At 49.4% G+C, this 3,408-nt stretch carries 1 tRNA gene and 2 rRNA genes; all 3 read left to right on the top strand.

Annotated elements, in window-relative coordinates:
* Positions 1-157 precede the first annotated feature (157 nt).
* Positions 158-3,071 (top strand): 23S ribosomal RNA (locus JZO76_RS13805).
* A gap of 78 nt (positions 3,072-3,149) precedes the next feature.
* Positions 3,150-3,265 (top strand): 5S ribosomal RNA (gene rrf / locus JZO76_RS13800).
* A gap of 8 nt (positions 3,266-3,273) precedes the next feature.
* Positions 3,274-3,346: transfer RNA gene (locus JZO76_RS13795), tRNA-Val, on the top strand.
* Positions 3,347-3,408 lie beyond the last annotated feature (62 nt).

Raw genomic sequence — 3,408 nt, 5'->3', positions numbered from 1 at the left:
TTTTGTTCATTGAAAACTGGATACTTGAAGAAAAAAATCAAAACAAACCGAGAACACCGCGTTGAATGAGTTTTTTAATAAGTTCAATTGCTTATTTTCTTGAGTAAGCTTCTATCGCTAGAAGAACTGCTCAAAACCAGACCGTAAGGTCTTATAAGGTTAAGTGAATAAGGGCGCACGGTGGATGCCTTGGCACTAGGAGCCGATGAAGGACGGGACTAACACCGATATGCTTTGGGGAGCTGTAAGTAAGCTATGATCCAGAGATTTCCGAATGGGGGAACCCAACATCTTTTATAGGATGTTACGTATACGTGAATACATAGCGTATACGAGGTAGACGCAGAGAACTGAAACATCTAAGTACCTGCAGGAAGAGAAAGAAAAATCGATTCCCCAAGTAGCGGCGAGCGAAAAGGGAACAGCCCAAACCAAGATGCTTGCATCTTGGGGTTGTAGGACTCCAATATGGTAGTTCTTTCAGATAGTCGAATGACTTGGAAAAGTCAGTCAAAGAGGGTAAAAACCCCGTAGGCGAAATTTGGAAGGCACCTAGGAGGATCCTGAGTACGGCGGAACACGAGGAATTCCGTCGGAATCCGGGAGGACCATCTCCCAAGGCTAAATACTCCCTAGTGACCGATAGTGAACCAGTACCGTGAGGGAAAGGTGAAAAGCACCCCGGAAGGGGAGTGAAATAGATCCTGAAACCGTGTGCCTACAACAAGTTAGAGCCCGTTAATGGGTGATAGCGTGCCTTTTGTAGAATGAACCGGCGAGTTACGATTGCATGCGAGGTTAAGTTGAAGAGACGGAGCCGCAGCGAAAGCGAGTCTGAATAGGGCGAATGAGTATGTAGTCGTAGACCCGAAACCATGTGATCTACCCATGTCCAGGTTGAAGGTGCGGTAAAACGCACTGGAGGACCGAACCCACGTACGTTGAAAAGTGCGGGGATGAGGTGTGGGTAGCGGAGAAATTCCAAACGAACTTGGAGATAGCTGGTTCTCTCCGAAATAGCTTTAGGGCTAGCGTCGAAGTTAAGAATGATGGAGGTAGAGCACTGTTTGGACTAGGGGCCCATCTCGGGTTACCGAATTCAGATAAACTCCGAATGCCATTCATTTATATTCGGCAGTCAGACTGTGAGTGATAAGATCCATAGTCGAAAGGGAAACAGCCCAGACCACCAGCTAAGGTCCCAAAATGTATGTTAAGTGGAAAAGGATGTGGGGTTGCACAGACAACTAGGATGTTGGCTCAGAAGCAGCCACCATTTAAAGAGTGCGTAATAGCTCACTAGTCGAGTGACCCTGCGCCGAAAATGTACCGGGGCTAAACATACTACCGAAGCTGTGGAGTACACCGAAGGTGTATTGGTAGGAGAGCGTTCTAAGGGCGTTGAAGGTAGATCGTGAGGACTGCTGGAGCGCTTAGAAGTGAGAATGCCGGTATGAGTAGCGAAAGACAGGTGAGAATCCTGTCCACCGAATGACTAAGGTTTCCTGGGGAAGGCTCGTCCGCCCAGGGTTAGTCGGGACCTAAGCCGAGGCCGATAGGCGTAGGCGATGGACAACAGGTTGATATTCCTGTACCCGTTGTATTTGTTTGAGCAATGGAGGGACGCAGGAGGCTAAGAAGTGCAGACTGATGGATATGTCTGTTCAAGCAGTAAGTCTTGAGATGAGTCAAATGCTTATTTCTATAAGGACAAGCTGTGATGAGGAGGGAAATAATAGTACCGAAGCTTCTGATGTCACACTGCCGAGAAAAGCTTCTAGTGAGAAGACAACGGCCCGTACCGCAAACCGACACAGGTAGTCGAGGAGAGAATCCTAAGGTGAGCGAGAGAACTCTCGTTAAGGAACTCGGCAAAATGACCCCGTAACTTCGGGAGAAGGGGTGCTGACCGCAAGGTCAGCCGCAGTGAATAGGCCCAAGCGACTGTTTATCAAAAACACAGGTCTCTGCAAAATCGAAAGATGAAGTATAGGGGCTGACGCCTGCCCGGTGCTGGAAGGTTAAGAGGAGTGCTTAGCGTAAGCGAAGGTACGAATTGAAGCCCCAGTAAACGGCGGCCGTAACTATAACGGTCCTAAGGTAGCGAAATTCCTTGTCGGGTAAGTTCCGACCCGCACGAAAGGCGTAACGATTTGGGCACTGTCTCAACGAGAGACTCGGTGAAATTTTAGTACCTGTGAAGATGCAGGTTACCCGCGACAGGACGGAAAGACCCCATGGAGCTTTACTGTAGTTTGATATTGAGTGTCTGTACCACATGTACAGGATAGGTAGGAGCCGTAGAGATCGGGACGCTAGTTTCGAAGGAGGCAATGGTGGGATACTACCCTTGTGTTATGGCCACTCTAACCCGCACCACTAATCGTGGTGGGAGACAGTGTCAGATGGGCAGTTTGACTGGGGCGGTCGCCTCCTAAAAGGTAACGGAGGCGCCCAAAGGTTCCCTCAGAATGGTTGGAAATCATTCGCAGAGTGTAAAGGCAGAAGGGAGCTTGACTGCGAGACTTACAAGTCGAGCAGGGACGAAAGTCGGGCTTAGTGATCCGGTGGTTCCGCATGGAAGGGCCATCGCTCAACGGATAAAAGCTACCCTGGGGATAACAGGCTTATCTCCCCCAAGAGTCCACATCGACGGGGAGGTTTGGCACCTCGATGTCGGCTCGTCGCATCCTGGGGCTGTAGTCGGTCCCAAGGGTTGGGCTGTTCGCCCATTAAAGCGGCACGCGAGCTGGGTTCAGAACGTCGTGAGACAGTTCGGTCCCTATCCGTCGCGGGCGTTGGAAATTTGAGAGGAGCTGTCCTTAGTACGAGAGGACCGGGATGGACTTACCGCTGGTGTACCAGTTGTCTCGCCAGAGGCATCGCTGGGTAGCTATGTAGGGAAGGGATAAACGCTGAAAGCATCTAAGTGTGAAGCCCACCTCAAGATGAGATTTCCCATTTCTTAAAGAAAGTAAGATCCCTGAGAGAAGATCAGGTAGATAGGTCAGGAGTGGAAGTACAGTGATGTATGGAGCGGACTGATACTAATCGATCGAGGACTTAACCAAAGTAAAAGAAAACTCGGAAGAGTTTTGAAAAACTTCAAGATCCAGTTTTGAGTGAATGAAATTCACTTAATTAAATAGTGTGGTGGCGATAGCGAGAAGGATACACCTGTAACCATGCCGAACACAGAAGTTAAGCTTCTTAGCGCCGATTGTAGTGAAGGGTTTCCCTTTGTGAGAGTAGGACGTCGCCACGCGAACTTATGGGGGTTTAGCTCAGCTGGGAGAGCATCTGCCTTACAAGCAGAGGGTCAGCGGTTCGAACCCGTTAACCCCCATATGAGCCGTTAGCTCAGTTGGTAGAGCATCTGACTTTTAATCAGAGGGTCACCATTTCGAG

Source organism: Candidatus Enterococcus myersii (assembly GCF_017316025.1).
In the GTDB taxonomy this organism is placed as follows: Bacteria; Bacillota; Bacilli; order Lactobacillales; family Enterococcaceae; genus Enterococcus_C; species Enterococcus_C montenegrensis.
Note: the sequence above shows the minus strand (reverse complement) of the source record. Positions and strands in the feature narration are given on the sequence as shown.